At 41.5% G+C, this 22282-nt stretch carries 20 protein-coding genes; 9 read left to right on the forward strand and 11 right to left on the reverse strand.

All coding sequences use genetic code 11. From position 1 onward, the window contains the following. Positions 1 to 11: 11 nt before the first annotated feature. Both JWQ54_RS22255 and JWQ54_RS22260 read right to left on the reverse strand, forming a co-directional pair. The gene (locus tag JWQ54_RS22255; protein ID WP_299589558.1) at positions 12 to 1370 is read right to left on the reverse strand and encodes an alpha-L-fucosidase; all 1359 of its coding nucleotides are present in this window, start codon (positions 1368 to 1370) and stop codon (positions 12 to 14) included. Between the two features lie 123 nt (positions 1371 to 1493). After that, positions 1494 to 1823, reverse strand: coding sequence for an L-rhamnose mutarotase (locus JWQ54_RS22260; RefSeq protein WP_299589561.1), 330 nt, complete (start codon positions 1821 to 1823; stop codon positions 1494 to 1496). 227 nt (positions 1824 to 2050) lie between these two features. On the opposite strand from JWQ54_RS22260, the gene JWQ54_RS22265 reads away from it, so the two are divergent. From JWQ54_RS22265 to JWQ54_RS22280, 4 genes are all read left to right on the forward strand, one after another. Then, positions 2051 to 3415, forward strand: a complete 1365-nt coding sequence (locus JWQ54_RS22265; protein ID WP_299589564.1) for a metallophosphoesterase — start codon at positions 2051 to 2053, stop codon at positions 3413 to 3415. A 251-nt stretch (positions 3416 to 3666) separates the two neighbouring features. Continuing rightward, on the forward strand, positions 3667 to 4533 hold the full coding sequence (locus tag JWQ54_RS22270; RefSeq protein ID WP_299589567.1) for a hypothetical protein: 867 nt from the start codon (positions 3667 to 3669) through the stop codon (positions 4531 to 4533). An 11-nt stretch (positions 4534 to 4544) separates the two neighbouring features. Further along, positions 4545 to 5525 (forward strand): Ig-like domain-containing protein, encoded by a 981-nt coding sequence (locus JWQ54_RS22275; RefSeq protein WP_299589569.1) that lies wholly within the window; start codon positions 4545 to 4547, stop codon positions 5523 to 5525. A gap of 161 nt (positions 5526 to 5686) precedes the next feature. Continuing rightward, on the forward strand, positions 5687 to 6700 hold the full coding sequence (locus tag JWQ54_RS22280) for a hypothetical protein (protein ID WP_299589571.1): 1014 nt from the start codon (positions 5687 to 5689) through the stop codon (positions 6698 to 6700). Here JWQ54_RS22280 and JWQ54_RS22285 read toward each other — a convergent pair whose 3' ends face one another. From JWQ54_RS22285 to JWQ54_RS22295, 3 genes are all read right to left on the reverse strand, one after another. Continuing rightward, the gene (locus tag JWQ54_RS22285; protein ID WP_299589573.1) at positions 6701 to 7654 is read right to left on the reverse strand and encodes a hypothetical protein; all 954 of its coding nucleotides are present in this window, start codon (positions 7652 to 7654) and stop codon (positions 6701 to 6703) included. 551 nt (positions 7655 to 8205) lie between these two features. Further along, positions 8206 to 10116, reverse strand: a complete 1911-nt coding sequence (locus JWQ54_RS22290; protein ID WP_299589576.1) for a M1 family metallopeptidase — start codon at positions 10114 to 10116, stop codon at positions 8206 to 8208. A gap of 614 nt (positions 10117 to 10730) precedes the next feature. Beyond that, on the reverse strand, positions 10731 to 10868 hold the full coding sequence (locus JWQ54_RS22295; RefSeq protein ID WP_299589578.1) for a hypothetical protein: 138 nt from the start codon (positions 10866 to 10868) through the stop codon (positions 10731 to 10733). Between the two features lie 127 nt (positions 10869 to 10995). On the opposite strand from JWQ54_RS22295, the gene JWQ54_RS22300 reads away from it, so the two are divergent. Further along, positions 10996 to 11268, forward strand: a complete 273-nt coding sequence (locus tag JWQ54_RS22300) for a hypothetical protein (RefSeq protein WP_299589581.1) — start codon at positions 10996 to 10998, stop codon at positions 11266 to 11268. 107 nt (positions 11269 to 11375) lie between these two features. Here the strand turns inward: JWQ54_RS22300 and JWQ54_RS22305 are convergent, their stop codons facing one another. Then, positions 11376 to 12449 carry a hypothetical protein gene (locus JWQ54_RS22305; protein WP_299589583.1) on the reverse strand — a complete coding sequence of 358 codons (1074 nt, stop codon included), beginning with the start codon at positions 12447 to 12449 and terminating at the stop codon, positions 11376 to 11378. A 545-nt stretch (positions 12450 to 12994) separates the two neighbouring features. Between JWQ54_RS22305 and JWQ54_RS22310 the strand changes: the two genes are divergently transcribed. After that, positions 12995 to 15544, forward strand: coding sequence for a DUF5686 family protein (locus JWQ54_RS22310; RefSeq protein ID WP_299589585.1), 2550 nt, complete (start codon positions 12995 to 12997; stop codon positions 15542 to 15544). Between the two features lie 112 nt (positions 15545 to 15656). On the opposite strand, the gene JWQ54_RS22315 is transcribed toward JWQ54_RS22310, so the two are convergent. Genes JWQ54_RS22315 through JWQ54_RS22325 form a run of 3 tightly spaced genes read right to left on the reverse strand, consistent with a single transcriptional unit; the run spans position 15657 to position 18130 of the window. Then, a complete protein-coding gene (locus JWQ54_RS22315; protein ID WP_299589587.1) occupies positions 15657 to 16973 on the reverse strand; it encodes a DUF3570 domain-containing protein in 1317 nt (438 codons plus the stop codon). A gap of 29 nt (positions 16974 to 17002) precedes the next feature. Beyond that, entirely contained in the window at positions 17003 to 17200 is a 198-nt protein-coding gene (locus JWQ54_RS22320) for a DUF4266 domain-containing protein (RefSeq protein WP_299589589.1), read from the reverse strand. 36 nt (positions 17201 to 17236) lie between these two features. Then, a complete protein-coding gene (locus JWQ54_RS22325; RefSeq protein WP_299589592.1) occupies positions 17237 to 18130 on the reverse strand; it encodes an FAD:protein FMN transferase in 894 nt (297 codons plus the stop codon). Positions 18131 to 18393: 263 nt separating this feature from the next. Here JWQ54_RS22325 and JWQ54_RS22330 point away from each other — a divergent pair, with 263 nt between their 5' ends. Further along, positions 18394 to 18621, forward strand: a complete 228-nt coding sequence (locus JWQ54_RS22330; protein WP_299589594.1) for a hypothetical protein — start codon at positions 18394 to 18396, stop codon at positions 18619 to 18621. Positions 18622 to 18657: 36 nt separating this feature from the next. On the opposite strand, the gene JWQ54_RS22335 is transcribed toward JWQ54_RS22330, so the two are convergent. Further along, the gene (locus JWQ54_RS22335; protein WP_299589596.1) at positions 18658 to 19344 is read right to left on the reverse strand and encodes a GNAT family N-acetyltransferase; all 687 of its coding nucleotides are present in this window, start codon (positions 19342 to 19344) and stop codon (positions 18658 to 18660) included. Positions 19345 to 19663: 319 nt separating this feature from the next. On the opposite strand from JWQ54_RS22335, the gene JWQ54_RS22340 reads away from it, so the two are divergent. Both JWQ54_RS22340 and JWQ54_RS22345 read left to right on the forward strand, forming a co-directional pair. Next, positions 19664 to 21325, forward strand: a complete 1662-nt coding sequence (locus tag JWQ54_RS22340; protein WP_299589599.1) for an FAD-dependent oxidoreductase — start codon at positions 19664 to 19666, stop codon at positions 21323 to 21325. 48 nt (positions 21326 to 21373) lie between these two features. Next, positions 21374 to 21643, forward strand: a complete 270-nt coding sequence (locus tag JWQ54_RS22345; RefSeq protein ID WP_299589601.1) for a UBP-type zinc finger domain-containing protein — start codon at positions 21374 to 21376, stop codon at positions 21641 to 21643. An 89-nt stretch (positions 21644 to 21732) separates the two neighbouring features. Here JWQ54_RS22345 and JWQ54_RS22350 read toward each other — a convergent pair whose 3' ends face one another. Continuing rightward, the gene (locus JWQ54_RS22350) at positions 21733 to 22167 is read right to left on the reverse strand and encodes a DoxX family membrane protein (protein ID WP_299589604.1); all 435 of its coding nucleotides are present in this window, start codon (positions 22165 to 22167) and stop codon (positions 21733 to 21735) included. Positions 22168 to 22282 lie beyond the last annotated feature (115 nt).

Genomic DNA, 22282 nt, shown 5'->3' on the forward strand with positions numbered 1-22282 from the left:
TCTTTAATTCATTATTGAAGTGTTAGCTCAACTACCGGGATCTCAAAATCAGGCTTTTTAGCCGGAAGCGTTAACACCAGATCATCCGGGTTTGTGGCCGATGGCTTGTATAACAGCTCCGAAGCATCATTTAAAAACGCCGCATATTTTATTTTGCCCGCGTAACCCGGCAAAGTTACTGTGCCGCCCGCCGGATAATTATACAAATGTACATACAGGCGTCTAGTTTTGGCATTATAAGTTAACTTATCATTTTCAGGGATCTTATAACTATCCGGAGCATAGGTACAATTGTAAATAGCGCGGTTGTTGGCATGCATCCAGGTGGCAAGGCTATCCAAAGCTTTGGTTGCCCGGTAATCAAACTCGCCGCGGGCGGTGGGGCCAACATTTAATATCAGGTTGCCGCCATTGCTAACCGAGGTTATCAGCAGATCGAGCAGCTGACGGTGCGTTTTCCAGGTATTTTCATCGCGGTAATAACCCCATGAGCCTGAAAATGTCTGGCAGGTTTCCCAGGTTTTGCCCCTGTATTTTGCCAGCTCGGCGGTGCTCACCTGTTCTGGAGTTTCAAAATCAGCGCCGTCTTTGTATTCTTCCAGGTTAAGGCGGTTATCAACAATAATGCCCGGCTGCAGTTTCCGGATCAGCTTTAATAATTCAACCGATCCCCAGTCATCTTTGCCCTTGCCATGCCCGTTTTTCTGCGGGAATGAAAAATCGAGCCATAAAATATCAATTTTGCCGTAGTTGGTCAGCAGCTCGGTGATCTGATTGCGGATATACTGGCGGTATTTGGCCATATCGCGGCCCTTGTTCAGCTGTGTGTAAGAAGCATCGCTTTTATCGAGCGGCGACTGCGGGTGATGCTCATCAATGGTATAATCCGGGTGGTGCCAGTCGAGCAGGGAATAGTAAAAGCCGACTTTCAGGCCTTCGGCGCGGTAAGCGTTCACATACTCGCGCACCAAGTCGCGTTTAGCGGCGGTGTTGGGAGCTTTATAATCCGTGTATTTGGAGTCGAACAGGCAAAAACCTTCGTGGTGCTTGGTGGTAAGCACGGCATATTTCATCCCGGCAGCTTTGGCGGCTTTTGCCCATTTTTTAGGATCGAAGTAATCGGGGTTAAACTGGTCGAAATACTTTTGATAACCTGCATTGTCAATCTTCTCATTATGCTTTACCCACTCGTGCCGGGCAGCGCCGGAGTACAAACCCCAGTGAATGAACATGCCGAAACGGCCATCCGTCCACCATTCCATTCGTTTTTGCTTTTGGGCATCTGTTTCGTTACCGATCTGTTTTTGTGCGAAAACAGGTGAGCCGCCTAATAAGGCCAGCAAGAGGAGTAGTTTTAGTTTCTTAAGCATAGGTTTATTGTATAGTTGGTTAGTGGATTCAAGAAGTCAGGAATCAGGAGTCAAGATAGAAAATGTAAGTCGGTTTAATTTTAATATCTTGATTCTTAATTCTTGATTTCCTGACTCTCTTCTCTACAGTTCAAAAATCTTATTCATCAGCACCCACTTCTCCCCTTTGGCTGTATTTTTTAGCGGTTGCTGGTATTTCCACATTAAGTTTTCCCACTCCTGCACTTTAGCGTTGCCGGCATCCATTTCGCCCTTGCGCTCAAAGCTGAAGCTCTCGTTAACCTCCATGATCATAAACAGGCGCGTATCATAGCGGTAGATCTCCATACCCACAATCCCCGAATTTAAAATACTTTCCCTTATCTCCGGCCAGATCTGCTGGTGATACTTTTCGTACTCAGCAATTAAAGCAGGGTCGTTTTTTAAATCGAGCGTTAAACAATACTTAGGCATGGTACAATTATTTAGGCAATGTACGTGGAATTGTCAATTGTACAATAATAAGTAGAAAAGGTGAAAGGTAGAAGGTTTTTTGAGAAGAAGTCAGAAAGATGTTTTTGGGGGAGGTTTTTGTAAACATTTATACAACCAGTGCACAATAAAAGCCTACCTGTTGGATTATACTATTTTCTATGTTAATTTTAAGAATTCATTCTCATTTAACCGTAAGCCTTACCGGCATGAAAATATTAAAAAATCCTCTTTGCTTTATCTACGTTTTATTTATTATGGTTTGCTTTTTTATTCCGCTGAGCGGAAACGGGCAAAAAGCTGCAGCAGATAAGCAGACAGGCAGGTGTTTGATTGTTTCGGATATTCATTTTAACCCGTTTTATGATACAACTTTGGTTAGCCAGCTAAAAAAGACTCCTTACGACAGGTGGGACGGGATCTTTAAAGGTTCAAAAGTGAAATATGATTTTTCAACAATGAGCGGGCACGATTCAAATTATGGTCTTTTAATGTCGGCCATGAAGGGCATGAAAATGCAATTTGACGACAAGCACCCGCCCGCTTTTATCATATTGGCAGGTGATTTTATCTGGCATGGCTCTGCTGAACCGCCGTCTGTCGCCTCCTTGCCCAGCGGTACAAAAAATCTTTTGAAAACAAATGCAATTAAGTTTCTTGCCCAACTATTCAGGGCTAATTTTCCGCATACTCATATTATTCCTTTGTTTGGAAATAATGATACCGATAATGGAAATTACCATAAACAAAGCCCTGCTTTCCGCAACAGGTTTGCAGATGCCTGGGAAAAGGGTGGTACAGATACCTATGGCCCATCATTAAGAAGAAATGGATATTATACCTATCATCCGGCAAATGCGCGCAATTTAAAATTCATCGTTATTAATAGCAGCCTTGTGGGCTTTAACCCTAACCTGGTAAAACCATTTCCTGACAATGATGCTAAAGAAATGCTTGCCTGGCTGGGGCGCGAATTACGTAAAGCCGTGAAAAACAGAAATGATGTGTGGATCCTTTCGCATATTCCGCCGGGCAAAAACATCCATGACAGTAATGAAATGTGGCGTGATGAATATTCAAAAATGTTTGTGGATACTGTTGCGAAGTATGCACGCACTGGCAATAAAACAACCATCAGGACAATAATTGCAAGCCATATTCACCGGAATGATTTCAGGGTGATAAATAATGCTGGCGGCCCTGTTGCATACATCCGTACGGTACCGTCTGTAAGCCCGGTTTATGGCAACAATCCATCGTTTGAAATAGCTGAGATCGACAAAAAAACGAACAACCTGATTAATGAGAAAACTTATTATTTTGATTTAACCAACAACGCAAACAAGTGGAACAACACCTTTGATCTGCAAAAAAAACTTAGCTTGAGCTCAATTAGTCCGTACGGTATAACCAGGTTCATCAATAAATTTAAAACGGACACAACAGGCCTCGGTGCATATATTAACTTTTTTAATGTAGGCGCTGCTGTGCCAATAACTGCCGATCCAAAAAATTTAAACCGCAGCAATTATGCTGATTATCTTAATGCGGATATTTTAAACCCGGGTAATTAGGCTAAGCCCATCGTTCGCAGGCTGAAGCCAAATGGCAATGAATGAAAAAAATAGCAGACAACATCATTGCCGTCCCGTTTATGGGGCGGGTAAAGATAAAATAAGAGTTAAGGCCTTTAGCCAAAAACCATCAGGTTAGCGACGATTTGAATTGCACCCTTGATTTCTTCTTTATAAAAAATATTATTTCATTATATTTAATAAAATATTTACGGCTCATCTATATTAATTAATAGTTATTTAAAGATGGTATGAAAGCTGGTGAAACGGATCGCCTAAAGTCTACCCGGCAAATCAGTTGGGTATGGATCAGCGGAATTGCATTTCTGTTGTGTATAGCGGCCTCATCGGTGTTAATATTTTTTGGCAAACAACTGGATGCCCTGGGAATAACGGGCAATATCTATTATATTATTCTTATCCCGCTTGGATTTAGCTCGGCTGCTTTTTTGGCCGGGGCAATGAAATCATACGCTTCCTTTAAATCAAATGAAACCTTTCCCTATGGGCAATTAAACTTATCCGGACCTATCGTAATATTTGCCCTGGTTGTTGGGGGAGGCTTTATTATGCCAAATCTTAACAAAAAAACGCAATTTGACCTAAAGATGCGCATAATCCGTACGGATAACCCATCAGAACTGCTGAATGAAGGCACGGTTATTTTATACGTCGGGAAAAACCCCATCAACGTTAAGATCCACGATGGCGAAGTAACTTTCCATGACATCCCCGCAGCTTTTAATAATAAAAAGGTTAAGGTAAAGCCTATCATTACAAGCTATCAATTGGCTGGCCCTGATTCGGTGCTGATCTCAAAAAATGAAGATTATGTTGATATTAATATCGCCAGGACAAAACAATCATTAAACACTCAACTGAGAGGATCAATTACTAATGAAAAAAACGCGCCGGTTAAGCATGCCTTTTTAAATTTCGGAAGCGGACTGGCAACTTGTTATACCAATGATAATGGCGATTTTGTTTTAAATGTGCCATTGCCGCCCGGAGAACAAGTGCCCCTGAAAGTACTGGTTAACGGGACCATATTATTTAATGAAGGAGTAACCATTTCGGCAAGCACGCCCATTAACTTAAAGTTATCATTAAAACCTTAATTGAATTTATAATGAAAAACCTTTTAAAGCTGGGGCTGATCATTCTCTTTGCGCTGCCTGTTTATTCCGGCTTTTGCCAGCGAAATTTTAAGGGCAGGGTGATCTTTTTTGATGGCAATAATAAGCCTTTGCCCAATGCACCGGTAAGGCTGGTAAATGAGGGAAGCGGAACAACTGGTACTGATGGAATATTTACAATTGCCATTAAGGACACTACCAATGTGGTGGTTTTGGAGCTGGTTAAAAGCGATTGGTCTATTATTTACCCGGTGGGCGGAAAAGCAAAAGTTCCAAAAAGCGCAAACGAGGAAATTGAATTCTACATTGGCGATTCGCCTAAGGACATCCTGACCAAAGCCGTTGCACGAAGCAACAATCAATTAAAAGACAGGTTAACCCAGCTTGGGGTTAAACAGGATGGGATAGAAAAAACACTGAATGCTTTTAGGGCTGAGATACAAAAAATGAGCGACATTAAACTTGCCGACCTGAAAGATGAAATTGATTTGGACAGCAAAAGAACGGATTTTTACCCCGTACTGGCATCGGCCATTAATAACTATACCAATGAAGCAAAGGACCTAAAAGACGCTTTTAAGTTTAGTGCGATGCATGCATTTGATGATCCCCAGGCTTTCCAAATTTTAGCTGATGCCGTTACAAGTTATAATGCCGCTTTTGAAGATATAAATAAACAGCATAGCGATTACGAGAAAAAGGTTCACGACCTATGGAATGAAACTAAAGCAACTGAAGTAAGAGATCTATTGAACTACGCATTGGGCGAATTGCACAGCGCTAATATTTTTACCCTGAACTTGAAAATAAGGGACATTAATGAGTATAACAGGGGCAATGTTAAAGGCTCACAGAAAAAAGCTTTTAAAGAGATCATTATTCACGAGATAGAAGCTGCGGTGCTGCAATTGGAACGACGACTGCAGGAATTAGATAAACGGTCGCAGTTTGTTTTAAATGACCTGGCCCGGTAAATCCACCTTAAAACGGCTCTTAAAAAGGTTATAATTATTATAATATATTATTAAAATATAAATTTTGCTTTTTAATATATTTAACTTTAAATTTAAAAACACTTACCTACCACGTACTTTATTGTTTTTTGTGTTAAACATTTGTTTTAAACTAAATTATCATGAAGGTATCGATAAAAACAACCGGCCTGGTATTGCTATTTCTATCTTTAATATTTATCCAGATCCATTGTGGTAAAACCAAGACAAAAGAAACTATTCCCGCCCCTACCCTTACTTCAGTCGACCCTGTTAATGGTATTGTTGGCGACCCGGTACAGGTAAATGGTTCCAATCTTCAAAATGCTGACGGCATCACATTCAATGGGATCTCATCAAAAATAGTACAGGCCACAAATTCATCAGTAATTAGCGTGGTTCCAAATGGGGCTACTGCCGGTTTAAATAATATTGCGGTACATACAAGCGGGGGCACCTCCAATCAATTGCAATTTTCGGTAATTAAAAACCCCGATCATATTGACCCGCTCCCCCCTACGCTAAGCAAGGTTTTACCTGCTGCAAATTACACTGATTATCCACTTTTAATTTATGGCGATAACCTTTCGGGAGTTATTAGTTTAACTTTTAATGATAAAGATGCTGTGGTTTATACCAATAACCAAAAGGTTGTTACAACAACTGTCCCTAAAAATTTACCCTCAGGAGCAGTTACCATTAAAATAAGAACAGTAAAAGGCACCACCTCCATTAGTTTTCAAATCCTGGGGCCGCCGCCTGCCCCTGCCGACATCAACTGGTCTATTGTAACTATTCCGCCGCCAAATTATATTCCTTCCATATCCAATCAATGGAGCTGCGGCTTATTTTCACAGGTTGATCCCCCGAACGGCAGAACGCTTGTTGATCCAGGTTCAGACCCAACAGGAACCGGCAATTTTAATATTACCGGCAGGTATGAGTATGATTTCAATAAAGCGTCGAACTATAATTTTATCAATTATGTTGAAATTGTTAATCATACTACCAACGAAGTACTTGCGGGCCAGTTTTCATCAAAGTTTAATAATCCGTGTGTGCTGGAGATGGTTTTGATCTCGTCAAAAGATGGCACCGTGCATACCTGTACGTTTGACAGACAGAAAGATGATCCTACTTTAGTATGTGAGAAATAGTTAATGCTTTAAACTTATATAGCGCAAACTGATATTATAACTGTCAAAATCAGGGTAGTTTTTTCCTTTAATATTGGCGGCATAGTAAGTATTAATTAAAAAATGCCGTGAAATTTGGTACTGCACCCCGCCGCCTACCTGGGTGATATACCGGTTATAGGTCCAGCTGTCATTTTTGGTAAATACGGGCACATAATTAAATAAGGCAAAAAGTATGGTTTTACGGGGAATAAGGTAACTCAGGTAAACCGATACGGGCGTGTAAAATACGGCAGGCGCATTATCCCGCTCAAAACCATACTGGGTGCTCAGCTGCGAAAAAAGGAACAGGCGCTTGCTTAGCGGCTGATTATATAAAAACTGGGCCAGGAAATAAATTTGCCTTCGCCCTAAAATATTCTCGTCCTCCGTACTTACAAAGGCAGGAAAGCTAAAGCTGCTTTGTACTGTAAAATTATAATTGTTTTTAAAGGGCCGCCACCCTACGCGGGGACCAATGGAAGTTATGGCCCTTGCATACCTGCTATTACCCGTTGCATCTGAACCAAATACTTTAAATGGCGAACTGTTCCTGTCCTGGTCAATGCGGCCAAAAATTGAATTTATGTTTAAGCCAACATTGAACCGGGCATTTTTAGATACGCCGTAATTTACCTGCACAGTGTTATACAAATAGGTTTGGCGTGCATTTATATCAAGCAGCTGGCCGTGGTCATCCCGGTATTTGTTTGTGGAGATAAGCGAGGTAAAAAAGTTAACTTCTATTTGCTGATAATTTATAATTACCGATGAAACCGCCGGTATAAATGGCGTTAAGGCTAAAGAATCTTTTAACCGTTTATATTTTTCTTCCAGCTTTTTATAATGATCGTCGGCTTCGGTTTTTTTATCCTGCGCCAATGCAAAGAAAGTGATAAAATGAAGTAGCGAAATAGTCAAGATAAACGATTTCATAGGCTAATCAATTAAAATTATCCAAACATTTTGAAAATATTAATAAGCTGGTAGTGCGTTTTAGCTTTGGGGTAACTAAATATACATATTTTATATCTCTCAATAATACTTTACATATAATTTATTGATTAAAATATTTATTATTCAGTTAATATGCTGCGTTTAAGGTAATATTATTATATGGGAGGGTGTGTTTTTTGCTGAAATTTAGAGTTTTGGATGGTGAAATGGTTAATATTATTTAACTATTAGGATAATGTATTTGATGGGGGATTTTTTGGAGGGTTGGGGGAATATTATGGGAGTTGGGAATATAGATAGTTTGTTGATAGTGTCGTTTGCGATGCATGGTGGTAAAAAGCAATACCACTCATTGAGTGATATTGCTTTTTAGATAAAAGATTTCCCTCCATGTGTTGATTATAAATCCAAAGCAGTCTTTTTATTGACGAAAGTCTGAGATGGATGCAATTGCAATTGATAATCAACGCTATTAAGATCTGCGTGATGGCAGCGACAGCGGCTAACTCTATATAAATCCCAATTCCCCATCATCTCACCTCATAAACATTATTCCCAATGTTCATATCTGGATAAACCTGCTCAGGGTCAATAACCACTTTGGCAACGGCTTCATTTTTAGCGGCAGCAAAAATGTATAAACTGCTGTACTCCCAGATTTCTACCGGGAAATCCCGCCGCTCCTTTGCGCCGTTTTTATAAGTTATTTCAACTACCAGCGGCATAGCAGCTCTTTCCATATTTTCAATAGTGATCAGTGTTTTGTTATTAGCCCCGGCCTCTACCTTTGCGATCCTTTGATCGAGCTTGAAATTTTCTAAAAACATGGATTTCCAAAACCACGTGAGGTCCTCACCTGTGGAACTGTCCATACTTCTGAAAAAATCCCAGGGAGTGGGATGCTTGAATGCCCAGTCGCTGATATATTTTCTGAAAGCGCGGTCAAACCGGTCGGGCCCGAGGATTTGGGTGCGTAACAGGGTCAACAAATAAGCCACTTTCTGGTATTGAATAGTGTATACCTGGTTGCCCGGTATGGCATCCGGGCGACTGAGGATGGGCAGTAATTTATCTGCAAACAGCGCCATCCGCGGACTGTCAATTTCTGCATACCCAATAAACTCGCCTTTATTAAACGCTTTGGTGGCCATATTATCCATAAAAAGGTTAAACCCTTCATCCATCCATGCATATTTGCGCTCATTGCTGCCAACGGTCATCGGGAACCAGTTATGCCCCAATTCGTGATTAACTACCGCCCAGTACATATTCCCGGTATCTTTTGCCGAACAAAAAACCATGCCGGGGTATTCCATGCCATCCAGGTTTGATGCCACATTAACCGCTTTGTTAAAAGGATATTCGTGCCACTTTTCAGAAAAATACAGCAGGGTAAATTTGATATATTCCGATGACCGCAGCCAGCTATTCTTTTTTGCAGATTCTGTGGGGTACAGGGAACTGCCCATAACACGCTTTCCGTTAAAAAGTTTAAAGCTTAAAGCTTCCCAGATGAATGATTTGGAGGCTGTCCATGCAAAATCACGGGTATTATCCATCCGGAATTTCCAGGTGCAGGTATCGGATGATGGCCTGGAAGAAGATTCCCCAACCTCTTTTGCCGACCTGATGAACACACGTTCCGTACCTTCTTTTGCAGCCTGCCAGCGTTTAAGCTGAACCGGGGTTAATACGTCTTCGGGATTCAGCAGGTCACCGGATGCTTCGACAATGTAGGATGAAGGAAGCGTAATGTTCACCCGGAAATTACCAAAGTCGAGATAAAATTCTCCATTGCCCAGGTAGGGCAGCGTGTTCCAGCCTTCCACATCGTCTAATACATACATCCTTGGGTACCATTGCGCCACCGCATAGATATTGCCGTTTTTTGTGGGCAACAGATCTGTTCTGTTCACCTGGAAATCGGCATTTTTATAATTTACCGGGAAGCGGTATTGATACTGAATGCGGAAGGTTAACTTTTGCCCGCTTTTCAGCTGTTCCGGCAGCCGCAGTTCCATCCGGGTATCATAAATATTATATTTTATTTCACCAGCTTTATCATCAGCAAGCTTTATTCCTTCAATTTCAAAGCCACCATCCGCTACCTTTTCATCCGGATTTTTGTAAAGAAATAATCCTGACAGGATCCCTTTTGAATCTTTTTTATAAACATTCTGATCCAGTTGCATCCATAAAGAAGAAAGCGCTTTGGGACTATTGTTGGTATAAGTTACGGTTGCAACTCCTTTTATCAGGTTTTCCTTGTCATCCAGGGTTGCATCTATTACATAAGCCGACTGATTTTGCCAATATGCGGGCCCCGGTTCGCCGGTGGCTGTACGATATTGGTTGCCAGGTGTGAAAATTGGGAGGGCCGGGAATAGCTCAGAAGGGTTATACCGCGACTGGCAAAATGATGCATGACAGTTAAAAATCATTATAGCAATGGTGATAAATTTTGGCAAATTGTGAAACTTATAATTACGGCCCATGCCTTAAAAATACAAAATTTGTTCATACCAGAAGTATTGTTGTTATTGGGGCCTGCTACAGTAGTTGGACTGGATCTGTATTTATGTAAAATGTAGTTTAACCATTCTTTTACAATTCGTTTAAAAAGATTAACCATTATGTAAAATTTAGTTGATTTTTAACTTTTACACAATGCACAACACTTCCCAATTTATTGCACAATTGTTTGAAACTTAAAAAGTTATGATTTTAAATGAGCAAGTTTGAAATAAATTAACGCATTTCGAAAACGAACATTTTATGAAGATATTCTACTTTCATTACCCGATTTTTTTCAATCATAGTAAGGCGATAGAGCGGTCGGCCGACGTAGACGATGGGAGAGTTGGCCGTACTGCCGCGCTGGGTTAATCCAGCGAAGCGTCGGGGCGGGGTGAGTCTATAAGCTGATATTGCGCGAGTGCATTTGCGTGAGTACCGCACGTAGGTTTACCCACCCTGTCGACGCTTCGCTCGACCTGCCCTCCATTTGCTGCACATAAGGAGGGAAGAAAAATCCTTAACTAAATATCTCAGGCATTTAAGCGAATAGTGTGTCTGCACTATCATTGGTAACGCCATTTACTTTTGTGGTGTTGTCACCAACCAAACACGAGGCCTGTGGCGTGCCATCTGCTGTAATTAGCGTACGGCTGATTCTCAAATGCAAAAGCTTCATTCAAACGCGGATTGCTCCGAAATTTATTTTGTGCAAACACTTAATGACTCTCCCGCTCAATTGCCGCGGAGGCTAGTCCTTTTTGTCTTGATACAAAAAGGACCAAAGACCGAGCAATAGCGAGATAATGAGTGCCTTAAAAAACAAACAGCATACGAATAACATCAAGTCAGCAGAAATGCTTCTTTGCGCACAGGGCCTTTCACGCACAAATCCGTCAAACGGCATAGCCCTCTTGAGCACCTTAAAAAATAAACAACCGCGAAAAAACCACGGGCTGGAATATTTTTGCCGGGATACCCTTTCTGTTTCAGACCTTCTATGGAAAAATTTCCTATGCCCCTTGCCCGCGCTTAAGGCCATCAGTGTTGACAGATTTTTGCCGAAGCTTATCTGCTGACGGTAGACGAAAACTCAATTTCAACCATACACTACCCATCCTGGCGCGGGCATGCAGTGCCGGACTAAAGAAGTTGCGTATCTCTGCCTCCGCGTGAATTGTTTCCATCACCTTAATGTGATCTTTCTTATTATCCCACTCCTGTCAGTGAAATACAGTGCGCTTTCGTCATTGGCAAGCGCCAGCTGGTCGGCATCCACATCGGCGCTGCTGCCTGTCCCGTCGCCGCCGTCATGTGGTGGCTGCGGACCTGCCAGGTAGGTTAGCTTATTGTTGAAGATGCTTTTTATCCGGCCGTTATCGGCAACATAAATTGTACGGCTATCTTTTGTAACAACAAGGCACCTGATATTTGTAAAATCCAGATCCTTGAAAATCACGCTAAATTGGCCTGATGATGTTAATTTATAAATATGTTTGCCGCCAAACACCAGGTACTTTATGTTGTTATAGCCGCAAAAAAAGGTCCTGGTTGATGATATAAGCGTACTTTTGATTGCCAGGGCATCTTCGGCCAACAGGGACTTGCGTGGCAAGTAGGTATTATCAGTTCCGATAAGTTTATTTTTAATAATAAATTTTTCAAATACCCCAAACTCATCCTTTATGGTGCCGTCATTTGCATTCATATTTCCGCCTATCCATAAATAATCGGTATACGGATCCCGTTCCAGGGCATTATATGTCCGGTAGCCGGGTTTAAAATCGGCTGTTAAAACCTTGCCATCAGGTTTTAAGATCCATACTTTGTGGTTTGGAAGCAAATAAGAGTTTACAGTTAAAATATTTATAGTTCCATCCTTCATCACTCTTAGCCGGTGCGGGAACCTCAAAGTTTGTCCGTCGGTGCTTTTAGGGATCTTTACAGTTGACACCACATAGGAAGGGGATATTTTACGGATTGCGTTATTAAAAGTATCCGCAATATAAATGGTGCCGTCATCCGTAACATCAATACCATCGGGATAAGCAAACCTTGCGCCGTTGCCAACCCCGTCAACATAACCAACCGAACGCGCTAACCCTGCTATGGTTGTAACGACTAACGGTTGAACCGCAGCAACAGTAACAGCCAGCGGCTGATCTGCATTTTCCGGCATCTTGAAATCTGGAACGGAGTCTTTTTTACAAGCTGATATTAAAATAGCTGTGCAAGCTATCAATAGGTAATTGCGTTTCATGGCTTGGTTTTTATTATAAAATAATAAACAATTATAAACGCGTGCAAGCAACAATGGCAGCTTGTATACTTTATTGTGATAAAATGTTACTCTCCCACGCATCGTCAGAGAGCCGCCGGTTTACGACCTGCTTCGCGGTTAACCGTCCATACTTGTCTCAAATTTTCGTTTAGATAAATTCCTTTAACTATTGCGGGCGTTCCACTTGTTCCATGCTGTTCCAACGGGTGAAATTTTGTTCCAAATGTTTCAATCGTGCGCACCGTTCACATGGAACAAACTTCAGTACGGGCTTTTATTTATGTGCAACTTCAAAAACAATACAGAATCAAAGTTTATCTTTACATTTAATTAATATCCCCTTTTTAATACTTTATGGCGTCATAAATACGTTTCTTTAGTTCGTTTTTAATATTAATTCTACATATAACTTGTTACTGATTTTTTGGAATTTTATAGTCGCATTAACTTTTCAACGGAAGAGAAATTTTCAATTATTAAAGTTTTTAAACGGTAACCTATTAAAACAATCAGCTTGTTTTGGCTTGATTCTGGCTTCGTTAAATGTTGCTGCCCAGCAAACAGATAGCCTTAAAAAGAAAGATCAGGCCCGTCTAGTTACCCAGGTTAACGGCCGGGTTACTGATGCAGTTAGTGGCATTCCGCTTCCTCTTACCAGCGTCAGCTTTAGCGGCAGTAATTTTGGCACCAACACCGATAAGCTGGGGAATTTTACTTTAAGCGCCCAGGGCTTCTTTAATCGTGTAACATTTTCGCGCGTCGGCTACCTAACCATCACCAAAATCATTATACCAGGGCAGGTAAATGAGCTGAACGTCCGCCTTCACAGCAGTCAGACCCAGATAAAAGAAGTTTCAGTTACCTCGGGAAAAAGCAAACGATACCGGAACAAGGGAAATCCTGCGGTATCACTTATCCAGCAGATCATTAACCATAAGGATGAGAACCGGATGGAAAGCTCAGATTACCTTCAATATGACCAATACGAGCGGATAGGCTTATCTTTTTTTAACCTGTCGCAAAAGTTTATTAACGGCCATTTTTTCAGCAAGTATAAATTTATGCTTGATACCACGTTGAAGATAAACGGGCAGGCGCAAACATCGCTCCCGGTTTATTTCAGTGAAAAGCTATCTCAAAACTACTACCGGAAAGATCCTTCCAAATCTATCCAGGTATTGAACGCGCAAAAGCAGATCAATATCATCAAATTTGTGGATACAGCTGGTTTGGATGTTTATTTGAACCGACTTTACGGGAATAACCTGGATATTTATTCAAACAATATTTTCATCATTACAAACCAGTTCCTGAGCCCGATTGCTAACCATGCCCCTGATTTTTATAAGTTTTTTATTACCGACACCATAAAAACGGCAAATGGAAAGTTGGTTGAAGTTAGTTTTACGCCCCGTAACAAAGGCGATCTGCTATTTGAAGGAAAATTACTGGTTACCATGGACGGCCATTATGCTGTTGCAGCATGCGAACTGAATGTAAATAAGCAGATCAACATTAATTTTATGCGCAGCCTGAAGATCCGTCTTGATTTCGTACACGATCCCGGCGGGCGTTATTACCTCAACAAAAGCGATGTAACAGCTGATTTTGGAATTTCAAAAACCAAGGGCCTGGGTGTTATTGGCGAACGAACGGTCTTTTATTCGAACTATAAATTAAACACACCACAGCCAGAAGCATTTTACCAGGGTAAAAGTTTACAAATTGCAGAAAACGCTAGTGAGGCTGATACCGGCTATTGGGCTAGTCACCGGACTGATACCCTTAGCGGGCAGCAAGCACAGATCTATGGCAAGATCAGTAAATTAGAGCAAATGCCCTCCTTTAAGCGGACAATGTGGATAGCATCCACCCTTACAGGTGGCTATGGCGATTTTGGACCTGTGCAAGTAGGTCCGATTGGGCAGTTTTTCTCTTTTAACAGCCAGGAAGGCCTTCGCTTTCAGATAGGCGGAAGGACGACACCGAAATTCAATCAATCCATTTACCTGGAGGGTTATACCGGTTACGGAACAACGGACAAGCAAATAAAGTATGATCTGATCACTTATTTTTCATTAAACAAAACACCGCCTTATCGTTTCCCAAATGATTATTTTAAAGTTAGTTACTTGTCTGATGTTGATGTACCGGGACATAGCTTTTCTATTAATAACAGGCAAGCTGCACTGTCGTCATTCCAAACAGGCAAAACCGATTACTGGCTTTATAGCCAAATCTTCAGGCTTGAATATGTAAAGGACTTTGAAAATCATTTTTCATACAACATTGCCTTTAAAAACTGGAATCAGCAGCCCGCCGCCAAATTGGTTTACCAGCTTAATGATGCCAACAATACTATAGTACATAATTTAACCACCAGTGAAATTGACTTGCATTTAAGGTATGCCCCGCACGAACAAATTTTACAGGGAACCCAGGAACGTCATACCATTTATAGTAAATATCCAATTTTTGATCTGCAGGTAAACCATGGCTTTACCGGGTTCTTAAACGGATCATATGCCTATACCAATATTGGTGCAAATATTTATAAGCGTTTTTACTTTTCGCAGTTAGGCTATTCAGATATTACATTGATGGGCGGTTATTTAAGCGGGAAGGTTCCGTTCCCGCTGCTGAATATAAGTGCAGCTAATCAATCTATCCGCTATGATCCTGATTTATACAATAAGATGGACTACCTGGAGTTTGTGAGTGATCATTACGTTGGTTTAAACCTTACACAAAGCTTTAATGGTTTTTTTCTGAATAAGATCCCGCTAATAGAACATTTAAAATTAAGGGAATATCTTTCACTTAAAATTTTATATGGCGGCCTGCGCAACGAAAACAATCCTTTTTACTCAAAAAACTTATATAAATTCCCTTCAGGTACAAATGGTGCAAACGGCACTTATGCGTTAGGAAATGTGCCCTATATTGAAGCGGGAGCCGGCATAGGCAATATCTTTAAAATTTTACGGATAGATGTGGTCAAAAGGTATAATTATCTCGACCATCCGGGAGTTGCGCCTTATGGTATTAAGTTTAGCTTAAGTCCGGATTTTTAATGCAGATACAACGGCAATAAAAAAAGGTAAATACCAGTATGATATACAATATCATGCTATTTTTTACCTCTTTATTCCGGACCGCATCAAATATAAACGCTAAATACTCCCGCTATTTAAAACCCAGGTTTAATGAAATCACATCAGACACTAAACTGGTGGTTTGTGAGTAATGTCCATACCTAAGCTCCAGTTCGTGGAGGTTTTGCCAGCCAAAAACTCCTTTTGGCGGAGCTATGCGGAAACCTGCTCCAAAAAACTGGCTGTCAAACTTTGCATATTCGTAATTGCTGGTATAATATTCGTCTGTTGAGCTATGCGCTTCGTAAGGTGCAAAATATTTAGCAGCCGACTGCGTATAATACCTGTAGAACGGTGAGATGGATAAAAATGGCGAAACCTTATAGGTAATTTCGAGATTTGCCGTGTTTGACTTACTGCCCCAGTTATCCATATAGTAGCGATAATATGACCGCAAAATAATATTATCACCCAAAAAATAATTTGCCCTGAAGCCTAAGGGCAGCTTAAAACGCGATGACGGGAGTTTTTCAATAGTATCTTTTTGGTTTGAAAAATATACCCTGTGAAAAGGCAGACTTAAATACCCGCTTTGTGCAACCACATCGGCCAGTAACATTACCTGGAACCTGGAATTAATAATTTGTGAATAACCGAATGATGCGGTATAAGTGCCCCTTGGTTTTGTTGGCAGGCTTGGCGTTGAAACGGAACTGCCATTACTGAGCACCACATTGCCGCTGGCTGTAGTGATATAGGTTGATCCGCTGGAAACAGGCGTTATTGCCGGTATAAACTCCGATGGATAGATCATTGTTACATGATCCATATATGCCTGCGCTTTAAAACTAAACTCGCCGTTTTTATCGGCCGTTTTTTGTGAAAAATGCACATCGGCACCCAGCGATTTATAGTTATACTCGCCTGAATAGTAAGCACCTAAACCAAAAGTGTTGCCGGTTTTTGGATTTTCAACGGTCCAGTCCAATGATGGATAGATCCTTGTGCCACCCTGCTTACCCTGCCCGGTTGTAGTAACAAAGGCCGAGGATGCTGAAGTATGATGATCGTAGCCTAAACCTATAGAAATTGTGTTTTTGTTCTCATTGTCGCCCACCCATACCAGCTTCAGATCTATCCCATTGGATATATCTGTAACTTTTTCGGTGCCGATGCCCCCGGTTATTGCCGAATGGTTGCCATTTTGCCAGTAATAACTCGAAACCAAATTAATTTCATCAACCCGTAAAGCACGCGGATTATATTCTGTGGGTTGGGGGTCAACAGTAGCCGGTTGGTATAAGCTAAAAGGTTTTTTATTACGGCTGGTATCTTCTTTAGTTTGCGCATGGGCACTAAAACGGCATATAAGCGCAAATCCGAATACGGATAGATATACTTTTTTCATGTACTGTAAGGGTTAAAAAATGATTGTAATTAATTGCAGCCGCAGCCACCGCCGGTCTTCCCGGCATTAGCGCCTGAAGCACTTTCCCGGTACGACTGGAAATTCATTTCATTTTTCTCGACTTTACGGTTACTTAATGCCATTTCCGAGTCATTGATCCTGTTTTTTTGGTACTCTTTTAAATGCACACATGATGTTATGGAAGCCATCAACAGAAGGCCTGCCATTAGTTTAAGGGATGGGTTTGTCATTAATTAGGGGTATTAAGTGATATTTATATTTTTTGATGTATAAAGCTTGTCATCGTCATCAATAATTATAGCTTCAATGTCCTTCATCTGGTTAATCAGATCCAAACCGGCGTAAATGCCCATTATGGTTACCGGGGTTGCCATTGCATCGGCAATTTCGGCATTGGTGGTAATAATGGTAACGCTTTTAATACCGGTTACCGGCAGGCCTGTACGCGGGTTGATGGTGTGCGAAAATCTTTTGCCGTCTACCATAATAAACTTCTCATAATTGCCCGAGGTCGCAACAGCAAGATCAGAAATAGTGAGATAGGAAAACACCTGGTTTGAGGCATCGGGGTTTGCAATGCCGATGGTCCATTTTTTACCGCCTGGCTGCAGCCCCCATGTATTCAGATCGCCGGATGCATTTACCACCCCGTTTGTTACTCCCAGTTGTTTCATTATAAGCTTGGCCCTTTCTGCTGCATATCCCTTACCAATACCTCCAAACCCGATCCGCATGCCTCTTTCGCGCAAAAAAATCGTACAGTTTTCTTCATCGAGACTTATGTTGCGGTAGTTGATAAGCCTCACCATTTTTTTCGCGGTGGCTTTATCAGGCAGGGAGGTCATATGTCGATCAAAGTTCCAAAGTCGCTTATCAATTGAGCCATAAGTAATATCAAAGGCACCCTGCGTAACTTTTGATATAACTATGGAGCGTTTTACCAGTTCAAAAGTTTCCCTGCTTACAGCAACCGGCTTTATACCTGCATTATTGTTTACATGGTTGGTTTCGCTGTCATCGCTAAAGGTGGTAAGCAAGCGTTCAATCCGTTTAATTTCATCAATACCTGCATCAATTTTTTCATTGGCCCACTGTCCGCTTTCGGCAACCACGCTTAGTTCAAAGCGGTTTCCCATTAGTTTGCAGCTTTTTTTAAAAATTTGAGGACTGGGCATATAAAAATGAAAATCGTAAAGTAATACCGTGTTTTAAGTATCGGCAATCTTACTTTAAGAATCTGTAGCTAACATGAAATTCCGGGCAGAATACAATGAATACAACATCTTTAACATTTATTAACACGTTACAGAGCCACAATCGACGAATTCTGTGCTTTTTAAAATTATAAAAACCTAAACACCTCCGCGCCTGTTTAATAAACACATCAATATTAACCGGCATGAAAAGCAAACTCATTATAACAACCCTGGCATGCAGCGTATGCCTTATAGCCGCCTGCGGCGGCGACCGCGTGCCCCAAAGCGGAAAGGCTGATACCGTAAAAAGCACGTACGGCAAAACAGCAGATTCATCAAAAGTTGATACCGCTAAAGCTACCGGTATGGATAATAGCGGATCAGGCGGAACCAAAGGGGACAGTGTAAAGAAGGATAGCGCTGAGAAATAGAATATAGCAATAACGATATCCGGGGTCGGCTAAATCTCAGACCTGTTCTTTCTGTATTAAATAAATGGAGATCTCCTTCCGGGTTGCAAAACCCAGTGATTTGTAAAGATTTATAGCCCGCAGATTTGATGATAGTACATGCAAAAACGGGATGCCCGATGCCGCCTTGATGCGATGAACGTGGTTTAAAAGCAGTTGTGCAGCATAACCACGGCCCAAATAATCCGGGTGTGTGCAAACTGCGCTAACCTCGGCATATGGCAATGGGTTTAAGCGCTGGCCGGCCATGGCTATTAACTTACCGCCGTCAAAAATTCCCTTGTAGTGGCCAAAATCAATGGTCCGTTGAGCAAACGGCCCGGGATTAGTTAGTTTGGTTAAGGCGAGCATGGCTGGGATGTGTTCTTCACCCAGGGGAACAATCTGCTGATCTGCCTCTGCCTGCCTGGCAGCGGTTTCACATACCATTTGCAAAACCGCCATCCGCTGAAGAACTTTCCATGGCTTCGGGATCTCTATTTCTGTTGGGCTGATAAATCCAAATACAACGTTATTTGGAGCTATATCATACAATATTTTAAAGTTATGCAGGGTATTTTCAGCAAGGCCAGAGAACGGTGAAACAGCCGGCGGGAAATATTTAGCCTGTTCATTGCCTTTTGCTATTTTTTTATTTCCTGTATTTAATGCATTAAAGGCAGGATTATCAAGTATGTGGTCCATTGGTTTTGTATTTAGAATAATTGATCAGTTGTATGTGAACTGATGTTCTTTTCCTGTTTTCAAATCTATAAATAATTATAAACTAACCTGAGCGTTCTGTTTTGATTGATGTGATTTATTGGACAGGGATGATAAAAAATAAGCTTGCCCCCTATCTACCGCAGACTAATAGAAGGAAAGAAAAATATTTGTACAGGCGATAATTCTCCGAAACGGATTTGGATAGGTCCTTCTTTTTTGCTTAAAAACATACAAATCACAGCGCTAACTATACTACTTTTGTAATAAATTATTAATTTACCGCCATACACCTTTTACCATGGAAAAACCCATAATATTTTCAATAGATGATGATTCGCAGGTGTTACGCGCAATAACCCGAGATCTGAAATCGATGTACGGCAAGGAATACAGGATTATTAATACTACGTCGGCTAATGAAGCGATGGAAAGCCTTATCGACCTAAAAAACAGTTCGGATGTGGTTGCCATGTTTGTGTGCGACCAGCGCATGCCAGAGATGGAAGGCGTTGCCTTTTTAGAGAAGGCCATAAAAATATTCCCAAAGGCAAAGCGGGTTTTGCTTACTGCTTATTCTGATACCGAAGCAGCTATAAAGGCCATAAATGATGTTCAGCTTGATTATTACCTGATGAAGCCCTGGGACCCGCCGTCTGAAAAGCTTTACCCTGTTTTAGATGATTTACTTGATGATTGGCAAAGTGGTTATATCCCCGATTTTAAAGGCATAAAAGTGGTCGGCTACCAGTTTTCGCCGCAATCACATACAGTAAAGGATTATTTGGCCAGCAACCTGATCCCCTATAAATGGCTGGACATTGAAAAAAACCCGGATGCCAAAGAAGTTCTTGATCTCAACAATATTTCGATGGATCAATTGCCGGTTGTAGTTTTTGATGACGGCACTTATTCATGCAAACCTACCATCAGGTCAATTTCTGAAAAGGTGGGTGCTAACCCGCAGATTACTAATGATATTTATGATGTAGTGATCATTGGCGCAGGCCCTGCAGGGCTTGCAGCAGCGGTTTATGGTGCCTCTGAGGGCTTAAAAACTTTGCTTATCGAGCGTAAAGCGCCGGGCGGACAGGCCGGCACAAGCTCACGCATTGAAAACTACCTGGGTTTCCCGGCTGGCTTAAGCGGGGCCGATCTGACGCGCCGCGCCATAAGCCAGGCCATGCGCCTTGGAGCGGAATTTTTATCACCGCAGGCTGTGAACGATATTAAACAAAAAGACGGCTATAAAACCATAATATTAGATGACGGGCCGGAAATTGTTAGCCGCACTGTTGTAATAACCACTGGAGTTGATTACCGGAAGCTGGATGTTAAAGGTGTTGAAAATTACACCGGTGCCGGCATTTATTATGGCGCCGCAACTACCGAAGCATCGGCTTGCAAGGGAAAGGAAGTTTATGTTATAGGCGGGGGGAATTCCTCAGGGCAGGCGGCTGTTTATCTGTCAAAATTTGCCAAAAACGTTTATATCATTATTCGCAGGGATAGTTTAAGTTATACCATGTCGGCCTACCTGATCCAGCAGATAGCTAACCTGCCCAATATTCATGTTTTGGCTGATACTGAAATTATTGAAGTTGCAGGCGATAACTGCCTGGAAAAGCTAACACTTATCAACGTTAAAACAAAGGAAACTGTCACCAATATTGCGGCTGCCCTTTACATCTTTATTGGCGCCAAACCTTATACCGACTGGCTAAAACTTGATATTCTTAAAGATGAAAAAGGTTTTATTGAAACAGGGCGTGAGCTAAGGCGTTATGATGAATTCCCAAAAATATGGAAACAAAAACGCGATCCATTTTTGCTTGAAACCAGTTGCAACGGCATTTTTGCGGCCGGCGATGTACGTGCAGGCGCCATGAACCGGGTTGCATCCGCTGTTGGAGAAGGCTCAATGGCCATCAGCTTTGTACATAAGTATTTAGCTGAGGTGTAGGTTTTGGCTGGAATGTTGTTGAAAAAGTTATAAAAGTAAATTATCACCATGGAAGACGAAGTATGTGAGCACCTGGCTGCTATTAAAACCCTAAAGCATGCTAAAGAATATGTATGCGAGGAATGTATAAAAGTGGGTGGTACCTGGATGCACCTGCGTACCTGCCAAACCTGCGGGGTTACCCTTTGCTGTGATAGCTCGCCTGGTCAGCATGCCAGTAAACATGCAGCAGCAGCCGGTCATCCGGTAGTGATCTCGTCTGAGCCCGGCGAACGCTGGTTATGGTGTTATGTAGATGATGAAATGGCTGAATATTAGTTGGCAGTAGGCAGTTTTCAGTGGGCAGTAAAAATTTAAACCGTGTAACCAAAACTGCCAACTGCATACTGAAAACTGCAAACTTATTACTATTGTTCAGCTAAATACTTATCTAACGACAACGGCCCCGAACCTAAAATTAAAAACATTATCAGGGCGGCCAATGCAGCAATGGACGGCCATACCATTGCATTAATAGGGTCATTGAAAATACCGGTTAAAAATACGGCGCCAAGTACTATTGGGATTTGAATAATACAGCCAAACCTGGTTAAGATCCCCACGCCTATCAATATGCCGCCTACCATGTGTGCAAAGGTTACATAATAAACCAGCGACATTAAAAGTCCCGGTGAAACATCAACAACGTTCTGGTCTGTTATCAATTGTTTCAGATACTCGGTGTTGTTCATAAAGGCAATACCCTTCCATAATAAAAAAGCACCAAGCGCAATGCGGACAATGTCGAGGAACTTTGGGTGATGGCTGTCTCCCCAACTTTCAATTCGGTGAACCACGTTCATAAATAACCTCCGGTTTTAAGATTATAAATTGTTATGATACAAAATGGAGTTAATGAGTTAAACGGCCTTTTGTATCGCTATATAAAAATAAGAATATGTTTTATATAAAGCAATA

The sequence above is a fragment of the Mucilaginibacter sp. genome, from assembly GCF_028288225.1.
In the GTDB taxonomy this organism is placed as follows: Bacteria; Bacteroidota; Bacteroidia; order Sphingobacteriales; family Sphingobacteriaceae; genus Mucilaginibacter.